11 protein-coding genes and 2 pseudogenes are annotated in these 16,164 nt (G+C 56.4%); 1 reads left to right on the top strand and 12 read right to left on the bottom strand.

The features are described from left to right. Positions 1-208: 208 nt before the first annotated feature. Entirely contained in the window at positions 209-1,405 is a 1,197-nt protein-coding gene (locus JNO11_RS13340) for a nicotinamide mononucleotide deamidase-related protein YfaY (RefSeq protein WP_022625069.1), read from the bottom strand. A 240-nt stretch (positions 1,406-1,645) separates the two neighbouring features. Further along, entirely contained in the window at positions 1,646-1,957 is a 312-nt protein-coding gene (elaB, locus tag JNO11_RS13345) for a stress response protein ElaB (protein WP_010258091.1), read from the bottom strand. Between the two features lie 335 nt (positions 1,958-2,292). Here elaB and JNO11_RS13350 point away from each other — a divergent pair, with 335 nt between their 5' ends. Further along, positions 2,293-3,951, top strand: coding sequence for a glucan biosynthesis protein (locus JNO11_RS13350; protein ID WP_029519710.1), 1,659 nt, complete (start codon positions 2,293-2,295; stop codon positions 3,949-3,951). 35 nt (positions 3,952-3,986) lie between these two features. On the opposite strand, the pseudogene JNO11_RS13355 reads toward JNO11_RS13350, so the two are convergent. From JNO11_RS13355 to nuoF, 10 genes and pseudogenes are all read right to left on the bottom strand, one after another. Next, a pseudogene (locus JNO11_RS13355) lies at positions 3,987-4,447 on the bottom strand (GNAT family N-acetyltransferase). A 123-nt stretch (positions 4,448-4,570) separates the two neighbouring features. Then, on the bottom strand, positions 4,571-6,028 hold the full coding sequence (gene nuoN, locus JNO11_RS13360; RefSeq protein WP_010258083.1) for an NADH-quinone oxidoreductase subunit NuoN: 1,458 nt from the start codon (positions 6,026-6,028) through the stop codon (positions 4,571-4,573). 6 nt (positions 6,029-6,034) lie between these two features. Next, positions 6,035-7,555 (bottom strand): NADH-quinone oxidoreductase subunit M, encoded by a 1,521-nt coding sequence (gene nuoM, locus JNO11_RS13365; RefSeq protein WP_010258081.1) that lies wholly within the window; start codon positions 7,553-7,555, stop codon positions 6,035-6,037. A 210-nt stretch (positions 7,556-7,765) separates the two neighbouring features. After that, a complete protein-coding gene (nuoL, locus tag JNO11_RS13370) occupies positions 7,766-9,601 on the bottom strand; it encodes an NADH-quinone oxidoreductase subunit L (protein ID WP_010258078.1) in 1,836 nt (611 codons plus the stop codon). Then, on the bottom strand, positions 9,598-9,900 hold the full coding sequence (gene nuoK, locus JNO11_RS13375; RefSeq protein ID WP_003854236.1) for an NADH-quinone oxidoreductase subunit NuoK: 303 nt from the start codon (positions 9,898-9,900) through the stop codon (positions 9,598-9,600). Before nuoK ends, nuoL begins: the two co-directional genes overlap by 4 nt. Further along, entirely contained in the window at positions 9,897-10,448 is a 552-nt protein-coding gene (nuoJ, locus tag JNO11_RS13380; RefSeq protein WP_010258075.1) for an NADH-quinone oxidoreductase subunit J, read from the bottom strand. The genes nuoK and nuoJ overlap by 4 nt, the downstream gene beginning before the upstream one ends. 10 nt (positions 10,449-10,458) lie before the next feature. Then, positions 10,459-11,002: pseudogene (nuoI, locus tag JNO11_RS13385) on the bottom strand (NADH-quinone oxidoreductase subunit NuoI). A gap of 11 nt (positions 11,003-11,013) precedes the next feature. Further along, complete coding sequence (gene nuoH, locus JNO11_RS13390) at positions 11,014-11,991, bottom strand: NADH-quinone oxidoreductase subunit NuoH (protein ID WP_003854240.1); 978 nt, start codon at positions 11,989-11,991, stop codon at positions 11,014-11,016. Continuing rightward, complete coding sequence (gene nuoG / locus JNO11_RS13395; protein WP_325177414.1) at positions 11,988-14,711, bottom strand: NADH-quinone oxidoreductase subunit NuoG; 2,724 nt, start codon at positions 14,709-14,711, stop codon at positions 11,988-11,990. Before nuoG ends, nuoH begins: the two co-directional genes overlap by 4 nt. Before the next feature lie 112 nt (positions 14,712-14,823). Beyond that, entirely contained in the window at positions 14,824-16,164 is a 1,341-nt protein-coding gene (nuoF, locus tag JNO11_RS13400) for an NADH-quinone oxidoreductase subunit NuoF (protein ID WP_325177674.1), read from the bottom strand.

Below are 16,164 nucleotides of genomic sequence, written 5' to 3' on the forward strand. Positions count from 1 at the left end.
AGGTGCGCCCGTAGCCGGGCCAACGCGTTGCGTTGTTCAAAAACGCTCCCGGCGTTTTTGTCCCAGGCGCGGGACGCTTTCCTCCTCTGCCCGTGTTCCCTGCGCTTTGAGCTAATTTATTGCTGCGAGAATGACGCTGTATGGGGGGTTAATTCGCAGTCACATACAAAAACGGGCGCCTCAGGCGCCCGTTTTATTTTCACTGATATTACTGTCTGACAGTTTCAACCACATCAATCCAGCCGTGACCGGTGCTCACTTCGCTGCCGTGTAACCAGCGGCGCAGCATGTTCATCGCCATCATTGCCACCACCTTCTGCCGCGTCTCCAGATTATGGCGACCGGTACTGAACTTCACGCGCTGACCAAAACTGCCATCCGGTGTATGCAGCGCCACCGAAATCTCTTCCTGCTCCAGGCTGCCAACAGAGAGCGCCAGCGCAGCCTGCTGCTGTGCAGCAAGTTCGCGGGTGCGGATCACCTGCTGCTCCAGCGTCTCCTGCCGGGGTGGAAAGATGTCAGCGCCACGCAGCGGCACGCTGGCGCCAGCCAACTGCCAGTAGAGCAGTCCGGCGGTGTATTGCTCACTGATTGCCAGCTGCTCACCGCGCTGCTCCAGCTCACGTGCCAGCAGCGCCGGTAAGCCTTCGGTGCCTTCGAAAATGGTGCACTCCGCCAGTTGCAGACGCACCTGCTGCCACACCTGCTCCATCGCCACCCGCTGACTGGCCGGGCCGGTGAGCTTGATCTCAATGATCGGCATGGACGAGCGATATCCCATGACCACGCCTTCCGGCAGCGCCAGCGGCTCCAGTTCGGCGGCAATATCGCTTTCACCACGACCGAAGGTGGTCAGCCGCAGACAAATCGGTGGCTCGGGCGGCGAAAATTTCGCTTTCAGACGGGGGATGATCTGCTGCTCCACCATCACTTTAAATTCAGACGGCACACCAGGCGTGAAGAACATCCAGCAGCGATTGAGTTGCAGTGCAAAGCCACAGGCGGTACCGACCGGATTATCAATCAGTTCCGCATTGGCCGGGATTTCCGCCTGCTTGCGATTGCTGGCCGCCATCACGCGTCCCCGGCTGGCGAACCAGGCTTCCATCTGTTCCAGCCACTCCTGCTGCACCTCAAGCTCAACGCCACAGGCTCTGGCTGCTGCCAGCGCACTGAGATCGTCACTGGTCGGCCCCAGACCGCCATTCACAATCAGCACATCTGCCTCATGGCTGCGCGCCTGTAGCGTGGCGATTAGCGATTCGAGTGAATCTCCAACCGTGGTACGGCTGGTCATAGGCAACCCTTGCTGGAACAACATATCCGCCAGCCAGGCTGCGTTGGTATCGACGATTTGGCCATGCAGCACCTCATCCCCGGTCGACAGCATCTCTACTCTAATCACGTTGAGTTCTCCTTTTCACGTTTGCTTTACTGTACGAACTCCTCCCGCCAGACACAATCGGCATCACCAGGGATTGTGACCACTGCGTCTCAGGCACGTTGCGCATAAAGATAGCGAGGGTGAAGCAGGAACAAGGGAGGTGAAGGTGTTCAGGGAGTTAAAAACCAATAAAAACGGCGGGATTGCCCCGCCGCTTTTTTTACTACAGTTGTCTGCTACAACTGGGTCAGCGAATCGCGATTAACGACGCGCCAGCAGCAGACCAAGTACCAGACCGGCTGTTGCACCGATACCGACACCCTGCCACGGTTTTTCGTGCACGTAATCGTCTGCACGGTAAGCCGCTTGTTTAGCGCGATAGTAGTAGCTATCGGACGCCTGGCTGACACGAGATTTCACATCGTTCAGCGCCTGTTCGGCTTTGCTTTTAAGCTCAATGTACTTCTGATCGGCCGGATCGCCTGATGCCTTAAGAACTTCTTCCAGCGTTTCAGTCAGTAACGCAATATCGTCATCGAGGCCCGTTTCGAATTGATTTGTCTGATTTACCATCGTTTCCTCCGTGTGAATTGCAAAGCAGTTCATTAACTATAGTCATAATCTGGCGCTCTGCTGATTTCCTGCTCCAGGAATCACCTGATTTTTCATCTGTTAATCTTGCTCGGTGCAGGCTGTGCGCCGTTTCGCTACGCAAAGAAGTGTAAGACGCAGCGGCAACCGCGGAATTTCGCTTCGCTTCTTTGATTAATCTGATAAATTTTGTTGTGACTGAATTTTCCAGTAACCCTACTGTCGTACCCCTCTGTTGCCTGTGATTATCGGGCCATGAAAGTGCATTTTGCACGACAGTCACGACACCCTCGAACAGCTAAGGAATAATCTCTGGCATGAATCGAAGAATGTTTATGAAAGCGTCAATGGCCTTCTCCGCCGTCAGCGGCATGACCGGCCTGTCAACGCTGTTTGCGCAATCCGCATGGGCAGAAGATGGCATTGCTGACGGAACCGCCGTACGCTTCGATTTCGACGTATTGAAGAAAAACGCGGCTGCACTGGCGAAAAAACCCTGGGGCGGAGCACCGGGCGCGCTGCCGGAGACGCTGGCCACATTGACCCCGCAGGCGTACAACGAAATTCAGTATGACGCCAACCACTCACTCTGGAACAACCTGCCCGATCGTCAACTGGACGTTCAGTTCTTCCATGTCGGTATGGGCTTCAAGCGGCGCATCCGCATGTTCTCTGTTGACGGCGAGAGTCGCGAAGCGCGCGAAATTCACTTCCGTCCCGAATTGTTCAACTACAACGACGCCAAAGTTGATACGAAGCAGCTGGAGGGCAAAACTGACCTCGGCTTCGCCGGTTTCCGCGCCTTTAAAAAACCGGAACTGGCCCGTCGCGACATCGTCTCCTTCCTTGGCGCAAGCTACTTCCGTGCCGTTGACGATACTTTCCAGTACGGCCTCTCGGCGCGTGGCGTAGCGATCAATACCTTCAGCAATGGCCAGGAGGAGTTTCCCGATTTCACCGCCTTCTGGTTTGAAACGCCAAAAGCGGAAGATACCACCTTTACCTGCTACGCCCTGCTGGATGGTGCCAGCGTCACCGGTGCTTATAAATTCATCATCCATTGCGAAGAGAAACGCGTGGTGATGGAGGTGGAAAACCACCTGTTTGCCCGTAAAGAGATCCGTCAGATTGGCATCTCGCCAATGACCAGCATGTTCAGCTGCGGCACCAACGAACGCCGCATGTGCAACACTTACCATCCGCAGATCCATGACTCCGATCGCCTGGCGATGTGGACCGGTAAAGGTGAATGGATTGCCCGTCCGCTGAATAATCCTCAGCGTCTGCAGTTCAACGCCTATGAAGATGAGAATCCGCGTGGGTTTGGCCTGCTGCAGCTTAATCACGACTTCAAAGATTATCAGGATGTGATTGGCTGGTATGACAAACGTCCCAGCCTGTGGGTTGAGCCGGTTGGTAAGTGGGGCAAAGGCGCGATTAACCTGATGGAGATCCCGACCACGGGTGAAACGCTGGATAACGTGGTCTGCTTCTGGCAACCGGCTGAGCCGGTCAAAGCGGGCAGCGAGCTGAACTTCTCCTACAAGCTTTACTGGAGTGGTCTGCCGCCGGTGCGTAGCGGTCTGGCACGCGTGGATGCAACCCGTACCGGTATCGGTGGTTTCCCGGAAGGCTGGGCGCCTGGCGAACACTTCCCGGAAACCTGGTGCCGCCGCTTCGCCATTGATTTTATTGGTGGCGATCTGCAGGCTGCTGCGCCGAAAGGTATTGAGCCGGTGATTACCGTTTCATCCGGCAGCGTGAAGCAGGTTGAGATTCTGTATGTCGATCCGCTTAAGGGCTATCGCATCCTGTTTGACTGGTATCCGAACAGCGATTCCACCGAGCCGGTAGAGATGCGTCTGTTCCTGCGCAGCAAAGATGAGACGCTGAGTGAAACCTGGCTCTATCAATATTTCCCGCCTGCGCCGGATCAGCGTAAATATGTCGATGACCGCCAGATGACGGTGGGTTGATGTAAAAAAAGGCGAGGCTCAGGCCTCGCCTTTTTTTATGGCGCGTTCTTCAGCATATCGACGTGAGGGATCCCATCTTCCAGGTAGTTCTCCCCCCACCGCGACAAAGCCATGCTGCCCATAGAAACTTTCCAGATGCGCCTGCGCAGAGAGAAACAGATCGCGGCCCGGCCAGTGCTGCTGACAACTGTTGATTGCCTGCTCCATCAGACGATTCCCCAGCCGCGCACCACGAACCCGATCTGAAACAATCACCCGTCCGATTTTCACCGGGCTGGTCTCATCCTCCGGAGAGAGCAGTCGCGCATAGGCCACTAGTTGGTCATCCGCCATTCCCAGCAGATGCCGGTTTTCCGCCTGCAAATCTTTGCCATCCACATCAAGGTAAGCGCACTGCTGTTCCACCACAAACACGGCACTGCGCAACGCCAGCAGTGCATAGAGCTGTGAGGGGGGTCAGTTCGCTATGGTGTTTATCCTGCCAGTTAATGTCCATGGTCTCTCCTTTAAACCACACACTCTACATCAGCGCGGTGTCGCCAGCACCTGCTGGTGACACTATGTTACAGGCAAAAAAAATCAGGCCCGGAGGCCTGATTCGTCAGTCGCAGCAACGCGCTTACATCAGCGGCTGAGCCATCTGCACCAGTCTGATCAGCGGCTGCGGGTAAACCCCTAACAGCAGCACCAGAATGGCAGAGATCAGTACCACCACACCACCGGCCGTAAATGCCCAGTTAGCCGGGGTATCACGGGTATGCAGTTCTGGCGGGCTGAGGTAGAGACTCACCGTCACGCGCAGATAGTAGTAGAGGCCAATCGCACTACCCGCGACTACAGCACCGGTCAGCCACCACAGGTGCGCACTGACGCCTGAAGCGATAACGTAGAATTTACCGATAAAGCCCAGCGTCATCGGGATACCCGCCAGTGACAGCATCATCACCGTCATTACCGCTGACAGGATAGGACGATGCCAGAACAGACCGCGGTAGGAGTAGAGCGAGTCAGCATCCGGGCCACGATACGGGCTGGACATCAGACTCACCACACCAAACGCGCCCAGGCTGCTGAACAGATAACCGGCCAGGTATACGCCAGATGTTTCCAGCGACAGCTGATGATCTTTAACCGCAATCAGCGCCACCAGCAGATAACCGAGGTGGGCGATAGAGGAGTAACCCAGCAGACGCTTGATGTTGCTCTGCGAAATCGCCATCAGGTTACCGAACAGAATCGACACAAAGGCGATCATGGCCAGCACTGTGCGCACCGCTTCGCTGTCGGTCACCGGCGCATACATAAACAGACGCATGATGACACCGAAGATTGCAATCTTGCTGGCGGTAGCCAGGAAGGTTGAAACCGGCGCAGGCGCACCCTGATAAACATCGGGGGTCCAGAGGTGGAACGGAACCAGTGAGAGCTTAAAGCCCAGACCGATGATCATCATGCCCAGACCCACCAGCAGCAGTGGTTCGTGGATCATGCTGTCAGTCAGGCTCTGGCCCAGTGCCACAAAGCTCAGATTACCGGAGTCGGCGTAGATCAGCGCAATACCAAACAGCAGGAACGACGAGGCCGCCGCCGAAAGAATGGTGTACTTCAGCGCGGCTTCCAGTGAACGTTTCTGGCGGAAGGCGTAACCAATCAGACCAAACAGCGGCAGCGACAGCAGCTCAATGCCGATGAACAGCGAAGCCAGATGGTTAGCACTGGCCAGCACGATGCCACCAAGTGCCGCAATCAGCACCAGCAGGTAGAACTCATCTTTGTTGTCCGGGAAGCCTGCCAGCCATGGATAGGCAAAGGTACAGGTCGCCAGACTCGCCAGCATGACCAGCGCGGTATAGAACATCGAATAGCCATCGACGCGCAGCAGCGGCGTGACATCCATCGCTCCGACCTGACCGACAAAGTACAGCGAGAGCAGCGCCAGGTTCAGGCCAACTACCGTTAGCGTGGCGTTAACGAAGTGGTTGCGTCGCCAGGCAATGGACAGCATCACAACCACCACCGTCAATCCGACGATTAACAGCGGTAGCAACGCAATCAATTGGTGAGGAGTTATTGTCATGGCGAATTACGGCCTTGTAGTTGAAATTGAAGCGGTAAACCACTGCTGAATATTGCTCATGGCAGCGTGCGAAGTATCCAGAATCGGCTGTGGATAGACGCCCAGCAGCACCAGCAGCACCACCAGAACACCGATGGTCATAAACTCACGCGGTGACATGCCTGGCAGCGGATCTTTCGATTTCGCTTCGCCGTAATAAGCGCGCTGCATCATCACCAGCGAGTAAATCGAGGCAAACACCAGACCAAAGGTCGCGATGATGATAATCATCGGCACCACCTGGAAGCTGCCGGTCAGAATCATAAATTCGCCGACGAAGTTACCGGTGCCTGGCATACCGAGGTTGGCAACGGCAAAGAACAGCGACAGACCCGGAATCCATTTGATGCGCGACCACAGGCCACCCATCTGACGCATATCACGAGTATGCAGACGCTCATACAGCTGACCACACAGAATGAAGAGTGCTGCAGCGGAGAGACCGTGCGCAATCATCTGAATCACCGCGCCCTGCAGCGCCAGCTGGCTGCCGGTGTAGATGGCAATCAGCACAAAGCCCATGTGCGAAATCGAGGTGTAAGCAATCAGACGTTTGATATCAGTCTGCGAGAAGGCCATCCAGGCACCGTAGAAGATACCGATGATGCCCAACCACATGGCGATTGGCGCAAACTCGGCTGACGCATTCGGGAACAGCGGCAGACTGAAACGCAGTAAACCGTAAGCTGCGGTTTTCAGCAGGATACCCGCCAGGTCGACAGAACCAGCCGTTGGTGCCTGACTGTGCGCATCCGGCAGCCAGCCGTGCAACGGTACCACCGGCATCTTCACCGCAAAGGCGATAAAGAAGCCCAGCATCAGCAGATATTCAACACCGCTCGACATTGGGGTCTGCAGCAGCTGTTCGTAGTTGAATGTCCAGACGCCAGTCGCGTTGTAGTGGACAAACACCAGGCCCAGAATCGCAATCAGCATCACCAGACCTGAAGCCTGGGTGTAGATGAAGAATTTGGTCGCGGCGGAAATACGGGTTTTGCCGTCCGATGCTTTATGACCCCAGAGCGCGATGAGGAAGTACATCGGCACCAGCATCATTTCCCAGAAGAAGAAGAACAGGAACAGGTCGATGGAGAGGAAAACACCGATTACGCCGCCCAGGATCCACATCAGGTTCAGGTGGAAGAAGCCCTGATACTTTGAAATCTCATTCCAGGAACAGAGCACCGCCATCAGACCGAGCAGGCCGGTCAGCACCACCATCAGCAGCGACAGGCCATCAATGGCTAAATGGAAGCTGATGCCGAAGCGTGGGATCCACGGAACGGAGAAACTTGACTGCCACTGCGGAATGCCCGCTGCCTGCGTCAGTGAATAGCCTCCCTGCAACCAGAGTTGCAGTGAAAGCGCCAACGTCAGCCCCATAGTGATCAGTGCGATCCAGCGTGGCACCTTCGCGCCGAGGCGCTCAGTGAGCCAGCAGATCAGACCACCGACGAAGGGTATGATAATTAGCCAAGGTAATAACACGGCACACTTCCCTTTTCTTTGTCTTAGTTCGGGCTATCTTACTTGCCATTTTGGCTCCCGGCAGTGCTCGCAATCCTCACATACCTCGGTATGCTCCGGTTGCTGTGCGCTGGCGGTAACCAAACTGGCCGCGACGATAACGCCCTTGCTCAGGACAATTTTTGACATTCTCAATGGGCAGATTAGCTAACCTGCCCCGCTCATCAATCTTTAAATCACCAGCAGCAGAGCCAGCACCAGCACGGCGCCCACGCTCATTGACGCAACGTACCAGCGCAGGTAGCCATTCTCACTGACTACCAGGCCTTTGTTGGCAATACGTGACAGTAGCGCAGGCAGGTTCATCAGGCCATTCAGTGGGTCGCGCTTCAGCAGCCACGCAATACCCAGATAAGGTTTGACGAACACTTTATCGTAGAGCCAGTCGAAGCCCCAGGCCGCAAACCACCAGGTGCCGAAGAAACGGCCTGGTGCACTGTTTGCGATACGGGTAACCAGCTCACGTTTGCCCAGCCACAGCGCGGCAGCGATCAGAATGCCGACAATCGCTACGACGCCCGAGGTGATTTCAAGTCCCACTTTGCCCGCTTCACCGAACTCATTGGCTGGCAGTACACCTGCCAGCGGCGGCGTGATCAGCGCACCAATAAAGGTAGAGAGCAGCAGCAGCACAATCAGCGGCAGATGATGGGTAATACCCTTACCGGCGTGCGCATGAATTTTCTCTTCGCCGTGGAACACGATGAAGATCATACGGAAGGTATAGATAGAGGTCAGGAACGCCCCCACCAGACCCGCAACCATCAGGTTGATGTGACCGTTAGCCAGTGCGCCAAACAGGATCTCATCTTTACTGTAGAAGCCCGCCGTAATCAGCGGCAGTGCCGCCAGCGCCGCGCCGCCCACCAGGAAGCAGGTGTAGACCAGCGGAATGCTCTTACGCAGGCCACCCATTTTGAAAATGTTCTGCTCGTGATGGCAGGCCAGAATCACTGAACCCGAAGAGAGGAACAGCAACGCTTTAAAGAAGGCGTGCGTCATCAGATGGAAAATCGCCGCATCCCACGCCTGAACACCCAGCGCCAGGAACATGTAGCCAATCTGGCTCATGGTGGAGTAAGCGAGAACACGTTTGATGTCGGTCTGTACCAGCGCGGCAAAGCCTGCCAGCACCAGGGTTATCGCCCCGATAATCCCGACCAGATGCAGCACTTCCGGCGTCAGCAGGAAGAGACCGTGGCTACGGGCAATCAGGTAGACACCTGCTGTCACCATAGTCGCGGCGTGGATCAGTGCCGAAACCGGTGTCGGACCGGCCATCGCATCTGCCAGCCAGGTCTGTAACGGCAGCTGAGCCGATTTACCGACCGCGCCACCCAGCAGCATCAGCGTTGCCCACTGCAGCATATGGTTATCTGCGGCAAAGTGCGCAGGAGCCAGCTCCATCATCTCGCGGAAGTTCAGCGTGCCCAGCTCGTTGTAGAGGATGAACAGACCAAATGCCAGGAAGACGTCGCCCACGCGGGTAATGATGAACGCTTTCATCGCCGCTTTGCCGTTTTCCGGATTGCTGTAGTAGAAACCGATCAGCAGATAAGAGCAGAGTCCTACCCCTTCCCAGCCCAGATACATCAGCATCAGGTTATCGGCCAGCACCAGAACAACCATGCTGGCGATAAACAGGTTGGTATAGGCGAAGAAGCGGGAGTAGCCCTCTTCTCCGCGCATGTACCAGGAGGCGAACATGTGAATGAAGAAACCGACACCGGTCACGACAGACAGCATGGTCAGCGACAGGCCATCCAGCGTCAGGTTTACCTTCATGTCGAAGTTGCCGACATGCATCCAGGTCCAGAGCGCCTGCGTGTAGGCTTGCTGGCCGTTGGCGAAGAAGTCAAAACCGACCATCGCTGTAGTCAGGGCCGCCAGACCCACCGATCCCATACCAATCGTGGCCGACAGGTTCTCTGACCAGCGACCGCGCGAAAACGCTAACAGCAGAAAGCCGATCAGCGGAAACAAGACAGTTAAATAGAGAAGATTCATCCGCGCATCTCGCTCACAGTATCAATGTTCAGCGTCTGACGACGACGATAGAGCTGAAGCAGCAGTGCCAGACCAATACTGGCTTCCGCTGCCGCCAGGCTGATCGCCAGGATATACATCACCTGTCCATCGGCCTGACCCCAATAGCTCCCGGCAACCACCAGGGCTAAAGCGGCGGCGTTGATCATGATTTCAAGGCCGATCAGCATAAACAGCAGATTGCGGCGTATTACCAGCGACGTCAGTCCAAGGACAAACAGCACGGCAGCAAGAATCAATCCATGTTGTAACGGGATCATGCGTTCTCCTTTTTCACCTGAGCGGCGTCAGCATTACGGTTACTCAGGACTTCGCCCTGACGCTCTTCGCGACCGATATGGAACGCCACGACCAGACCCGCCAGCAGCAGCATTGAGGCCAGTTCAACCGCCAGTACGTAAGGACCGAACAGGCTGATGCCGACCGCTTTGGCGTCGATGATGGTGCCATCAATGCCCTGATCGTTGGCGGTCAGGATGGCGTAGACCATTACGACCAGCAGCAGCAACGAGACGATACCCGGACCAATCCACAGTGACGGGCTGAGCCACTCACGCTCCTGCTTCTCGGTCTGTTTGCCCAGGTTCAGCATCATGACCACGAAGACGAACAGCACCATGATGGCACCGGCGTAGACGATGATCTCCAGCGCACCGGCAAAATAGGCTCCCATAGAGAAGAAGACGCCCGCGATCGATAACAGCGAAACGATCAGGTACAGCAACGCATGTACCGGATTAGTGTGGGTAATGACGCGCAACGTCGTCAGCACCGCCACCAGCCCGCAAAGATAAAACGCAAATTCCATGCCTTGCTCCTTAAGGTAATAAGCCTTTGACGTCGATAGGCTTCGCTTCGTTTTCTGCTTCGCCCTTATCTTTACCGTCAATCGCCATACCTGCCATGCGGTAGAAGTTGTACTCCGGATATTTACCCGGCCCCGAAATCAGCAGATCGTCCTTCTCATACACCAGATCCTGACGCTTAAACTCACCCAGTTCGAAATCGGGGGGTCAGCTGAATCGCCGTGGTCGGACAGGCTTCCTCACACATGCCGCAGAAGATGCAGCGTGAGAAGTTGATGCGGAAGAACTCCGGATACCAGCGGCCATCTTTGGTTTCGGCTTTCTGCAGCGAGATGCAGCCAACCGGGCAGGCAACCGCACACAGGTTACAGGCGACGCAACGCTCCTGACCATCCGGATCGCGGGTTAACACGATACGGCCACGATAGCGTGGTGGCAGATAAACCGGCTCTTCCGGATACATCTGAGTTTCACGTTTGGCGAAGGCGTGCAGCCCGATCAGCCAGATACTGCGAACTGTCGTGCCAAAGCCTACGACAATATCTTTCAAAGTCATTTGTTAACCCCTTACGGCGCTGTGTAGAGAATCACTGCGGCAGTCGCCAGCAGGTTCAACAGCGTCAACGGCAGACACACTTTCCAGCCGAATGACAGCACCTGGTCGTAGCGTGGGCGCGGAAGCGCAGCACGAATCAGGATGAACATCATCATAAAGAACGCCGTTTTCAGGGCGAACCAGATGAACGGCGGCAGGAATGGGCCGTGCCAGCCACCAAAGAACAGCGTCACAATCAGCGCTGAAACGGTGGTGATCGCCACATATTCGCCGACAAAGAACAGGCCGAACTTCATACCGGCATATTCGATGTGATAACCGTCCGCCAGTTCCTGCTCCGCTTCTGGCTGGTCAAACGGATGACGGTGACACACCGCCACGCCAGCAATACAGAAGGTCACGAAACCGAAGAACTGCGGAATGATGTTCCACAGGTGCGTCTGGCTGTTGACGATATCGTTCATATTGAACGAGCCCGCCTGCGCTACCACACCCATCAGCGACAGACCCAGGAACACTTCGTAGCTCAGGGTCTGCGCCGAGGCGCGCATCGCGCCCAGCAGCGAGTATTTATTATTACTCGACCAGCCGGCAAACAGCACCGCGTAGACCGCAAGGCCCGCCATCATCAGGAAGAACAGCAGACCGATATTCAGGTCTGTCACCATCCAGGTTGGCGAAACCGGCACGATAGCAAAGGCCAGCAGCAGTGAAACAAAGGCGATAACCGGCGCAAGGGTAAAGATAAAGCGGTCGGTAAACGGCGGAACCCAGTCCTCTTTAAAGAACATTTTGATCATGTCCGCTACCAGCTGGAGCGAGCCGCCCCAGCCTACGCGGTTTGGTCCGTAACGGTTCTGGAACAGGCCGAGCAGACGACGCTCGGCGAAGCTCATGAACGCGCCGCAGGCCACAACCACCAGCAGAATCACGATGGCTTTAACAATGGCCAGCAGAATGTCGATAACGTCCGGTGTTAACCAGCTCATTGCGCCGCCTCCTGCAGAGTGTCGATTTTACCGTTCGCCAGGAATGGCGGAACGCCCGGCATGCCCAGCGGCAGACCAATCTGTCCCGCCTGCAGTGACGCCGAGAAACGGACCGGCAGACGCACTGTCTCACCGGCACAGATGAACTCAACCGCCGCGCCATTGTTGACGCCCAGCTTCGCTGCATCTTCCGGGTTAATCACCAGTGCAGGCGGTGCCATACGCTGCTGGAAGACCGGTGAACGCTGTGACATCTCTTCACTACCAAACAGCTGGTAGAGAGGGGCCACGCGCCACTGCGCTTCACTGACGAATGCCGCCGGAACGTTGCTGAACCAGGGCAGACTGGCTGCGCTGGCTTCAAACAGCCGTACACCCGGATCGCCATTACGCAGTTTGCCGCCCACTTCAACCTGGAACTTGTTCCACGCCTGCGGTGAGTTCCAGCCCGGTGCCCAGGCAAACGGAATCTGCGAACGCGGTGCGCCTGGCTGGTTGTTCCCTTCCATTGAGAAGGCGAACATCGTGTCCTGATCCTGCGGCTGACGCGGTTCGTGCACGCTGATATTGGCGCGCGCCGCGGTACGGCCACTGGCACGGTGCGGTGAACGCGACAGTTTCTGTCCACGAATACGGAAGCTGGCATCCGGTGCCGCATCCTTGATTCCGGCCAGCTGTGGCAGATGACTGACCACCGCATCGATCACGTGGTCCAGCTGCGTCCAGTCGACGTGACGGCTTTCCAGCGTGCTGTGCAGCGAATGCAGCCAGCGCCAGCTCTCCAGCATCACTACGTTGTTGTCATAGTAAGAAGGATCGTAAACCTGGAAGAAACGCTGTGCGCGGCCTTCATGGTTGATCGAGGTGCCATCACTTTCGGCGAAGCTGGCGGTTGATAACACCAGACCCGCTTTCTCAAGCGTCGCGGTGCGCTGATGATCAACCACAATCACGTTAGTGGTCTGGGCCAGCGCCGCATCAACCAGCGCTTTCGGTGCATGGCGATAGAGGTCATTTTCCAGTACCACCAGCGCATCGGCTTCACCGTTGCTCAGTTGCTCCAGCGCGCTTTCCAGAGGATTGCCGCCCATCAGGCCAAGACCCACGCTGTTGGCGTGTCCCGCCAGCAGCGTAATCCCGACGTCGGCACCGCGCGCTTTGAGCGCTTTGGCCACGTTGGCAGCCGCTTCGATCATCGCGCTGCTGCCGGAATGGGTCCCGGAAATAATTAACGGTTTTTTCGCGCCGGCCAGCGCCTGCACGATGACATCCATTTTGCCGTTCAGTTTGCTGTCGAAATCGGTCACCGCCGGAGCGGTTTCATCCAGCGCACTGGCGATAGCGAAACCGAGACGCGCCTGATCTTCAACCGGTGCGCGATAGCTCCATGCCGCGATATCATCCAGACGGGTTTCATCGACGTTGGTGATAAACAGCGGATGTTTCGCATTCTGTCCGATGTTCAGGATCGCGGCGATCTGCCAGTCTGCTACTTTCTGAGCGGCAGCCATTTCGCGCGCTTTGCCTTTCACGGCCTGACGCACTGACAGCGCCACGCGTGCGCCAACCTGGGTCAGATCTTCGCCCAGCACCAGCACCGCATCGTAGCTTTCAATTTCACGCAGCGATGGCGTATAGATACCGCCCTCACGCAGAATTTTCAGCATCAGTTCAAGCCGGGCCTGCTCGCCCGCTGGCATGCCGGTAGAGAAGTTCTCTGCACCGACCAGTTCACGCAGCGCGAAGTTACTTTCAATGCTGGCGCGCGGCGAGCCGATACCGATCACTTTTTTCGCCTGACGCAGCAAATCTGCACCGGCATTGACCGCCTGCTCTGCGTTCAGCGTCACCCAGTCGTTGCCGCGCAGCAGCATCGGCTGGCGTGGGCGATCTTTACGGTTCACGTAGCCATAGCCAAAGCGGCCACGGTCACACAGGAAATAGTGGTTTACGGTGCCGTTATAACGGTTTTCGATACGGCGTAACTCACCATAACGCTCACCCGGGCTGGTGTTACAGCCCACACTGCACTGCTGGCAGATGCTCGGCGCAAACTGCATATCCCATTTACGGTTATAGCGTTCGGAGTGCGTTTTATCGGTGAAGACGCCGGTCGGGCAGATTTCAATCAGGTTACCGGAGAATTCGCTCTCCAGCGTGCCATCTTCCGGACGACCGAAGTAGACGTTGTCGTGTGCGCCGTAGACACCCAGATCCTTGCCATCGGCATAATCTTTGTAGTAACGCACGCAGCGGTAACAGGCAATACAGCGGTTCATCTCATGGGAGATGAACGGGCCGAGATCCTGATTACGGTGGGTACGTTTGGTGAAGCGATAGCGGCGGAAGCTGTGGCCGGTCATTACTGTCATATCCTGCAGGTGACAGTTACCGCCCTCTTCACACACCGGACAGTCGTGCGGGTGGTTGGTCATCAGCCACTCCACCACGCTTTCGCGGAACTCTTTCGCTTCGCCATCATCGATGGAGATGAATGTGCCGTCAGAGGCCGGCGTCATGCAGGACATGACAAGACGGCCGCGGGTATCTTCGGCATTCTGGAATTGCTTTACCGCACACTGGCGGCAGGCCCCAACGCTTCCCAGCGCCGGATGCCAGCAAAAGTAAGGAATATCAAGGCCCAGAGAGAGACATGCCTGTAGCAGGTTGTCCGCTCCGTTCACATCATACTCTTTACCGTCTACATGAATTGTAGCCATAGTGACATGCTTCCGTAAGGCTCGTCAGAGACGAGCGTTAATCATATTCTTGCCCCGACGCACGACATTGTCGGGGCGGCGGCACCAGGCCTGTTCCGTGTTCTTCGGCGAATTACCAGCGCGATTTCAGCAGGTTTGGCTGGATCCCGCCAATGGCGCGGGTATTGCCAAACACCTGCGGTGCCATGCCGGCTTCAAACTCTTCACGGAAATATTTAATCGCACTCTGCAGTGGCTCAACCGCACCCGGCGCATGCGCACAGAAGGTTTTACCCGGGCCAAGCTGACGGCAGAGTTGCAGTAAGGTTTCGATATCGCCTGGCTGACCCTGCTTCTGCTCCAGCGCGCGCAGAATTTTGACGCTCCACGGCAGGCCATCGCGACACGGTGTACACCAGCCGCACGACTCACGGGCAAAGAACTCTTCCAGGTTACGCACCAGCGAGACCATGTTGATCTCGTGATCGACCGCCATCGCCAGCGCCGTACCCAGACGGCTGCCCGCTTTGCCGATGCTGGCAAATTCCATGGGCAGATCCAGGTGCTGGTCGGTCAGGAAGTCAGTCCCTGCCCCGCCGGGCTGCCAGGCTTTGAACTTCAGTCCGTCACGCATACCGCCCGCATAATCCTCAAGGATTTCACGTGCGGTGATACCAAATGGCAGCTCCCAGACGCCGGGATTTTTAACCCGTCCGGAGAAGCCCATCATTTTGGTACCGGCATCTTCGCTTTTAGAGATGTTTTTGTACCACTCCACGCCGTTGGCCAGAATCGCCGGAACGTTGGAGAGGGTTTCCACGTTGTTCACGCAGGTCGGTTTGCCCCACGCGCCCGCACTCGCCGGGAATGGCGGTTTCGAACGCGGATTGGCACGACGGCCTTCCAGTGAGTTAATCAGTGCCGTCTCTTCGCCGCAGATATAACGACCTGCGCCGGTGTGAACAATCAACTCAAAGTCGAAGCCGGTACCGAGAATATTTTTACCGATATAGCCCGCTTCGGTCGCTTCAGCAATCGCACGACGCAGATGCACCGCGGCTTCAATGTATTCGCCACGTAAGAAGATATAGCCACGGTAAGCCTTCAGCGCAAAGGCGCTGATCAGCATTCCTTCCACCAGCTGGTGAGGCATCTGCTCCATCAGCAGACGGTCTTTGTAAGTGCCCGGCTCCATCTCATCGGCGTTACACAGCAGGTAACGGATGTTCATCGACTCATCTTTCGGCATCAGGCTCCACTTCAGCCCGGTGGAGAAGCCCGCACCGCCGCGCCCTTTCAGGCCTGAATCTTTGACTGCCGCAACGATTTCATCCTGCGACATGCTTTTCAGCGCTTTTTCCGCACCGGCATAGCCATTTTTACTGCGATATTCGTCAAGCCAGACAGGTTGCTTGTCGTCACGCATCCGCCAGGTCAGCGGATGGGTTTCTGCAGTGCGAATGATCTGTTTAAT

Origin of the sequence: Pantoea sp. 1B4 (assembly GCF_016925765.1) — a bacterium.
Taxonomy (GTDB): domain Bacteria; phylum Pseudomonadota; class Gammaproteobacteria; order Enterobacterales; family Enterobacteriaceae; genus Pantoea; species Pantoea agglomerans.